Here is a 749-nt window from a genome sequence, read left to right as displayed (position 1 = left end):
CCAACGTAATGGCTAAACTGCGTGCGAGGGCGTGTCGCCCGAGACTTGCTGTTTTAGCTGATGTTAGAGATCTTTTTCACATAAATATTTACTTGTTATTTGTAAATAGTTTTTCAAAATAAGAATATCATTACATGCCTCTTCATCTAATTCTGATTTTTGATAACAATCTATTCGTGTTTCTCTTAGTTCTATTGATACGGGATTCCTCCGTAGCATTTTATCTAAAATTGATATAGCCGATTTGTACTTTTTCTTTTCAAGAAATCTATTCAGCTTAGAAACTAAATATTCCTCTGATCTAAATGTCGGTATATCTGATAAATATCCAACCACTGTAATTTGATCTAGATAATTTTTGGGGAATGGATCTATATTATAATCTAACTGATCTAATGAATATTTAATTGGCAAATAAAACTTCATTCTACTTTCACTTATTTTCCAATTATTAGAAGTTAATTGTAGTATCCTATTTAGTTCATTTGTTGTTGATTTACCTAAACTATTTAAAATTGACGTATTTTCAATTCTTCCTTCATGAATTTCCCAATATAAAATACACAAACCCATTTCATTCTTGTCTGAATACTTTATATTTTTACCAAAAAGTTGATGAAATTTCTTAGCCCCTCCTACATAACAAGAGTCTAATAAATTATTCTCTTGACCTTGTACATTAAAACTAATCAAGAAAGTTAAGAGGTATAAGTATATTTTCATTTTTTAAAGTTTTTGATCTCTAACGT

Annotated in this window: 1 protein-coding gene; it reads right to left on the bottom strand. The window is 28.7% G+C overall.

The window, feature by feature from the left end; translation table 11 throughout:
* Positions 1-63: 63 nt before the first annotated feature.
* Positions 64-723, bottom strand: coding sequence for a hypothetical protein (locus HGP29_RS28310; RefSeq protein ID WP_168885822.1), 660 nt, complete (start codon positions 721-723; stop codon positions 64-66).
* Positions 724-749 lie beyond the last annotated feature (26 nt).

The sequence above is a fragment of the Flammeovirga agarivorans genome, from assembly GCF_012641475.1.
In the GTDB taxonomy this organism is placed as follows: domain Bacteria; phylum Bacteroidota; class Bacteroidia; order Cytophagales; family Flammeovirgaceae; genus Flammeovirga; species Flammeovirga agarivorans.
Note: the sequence above shows the minus strand (reverse complement) of the source record. Positions and strands in the feature narration are given on the sequence as shown.

Bases quoted from the DNA above. Each gene is read 5' to 3' on its own strand.
- HGP29_RS28310 (WP_168885822.1), bottom strand. From the start codon at position 723: ATGAAAATATACTTATACCTCTTAACTTTCTTGATTAGTTTTAATGTA.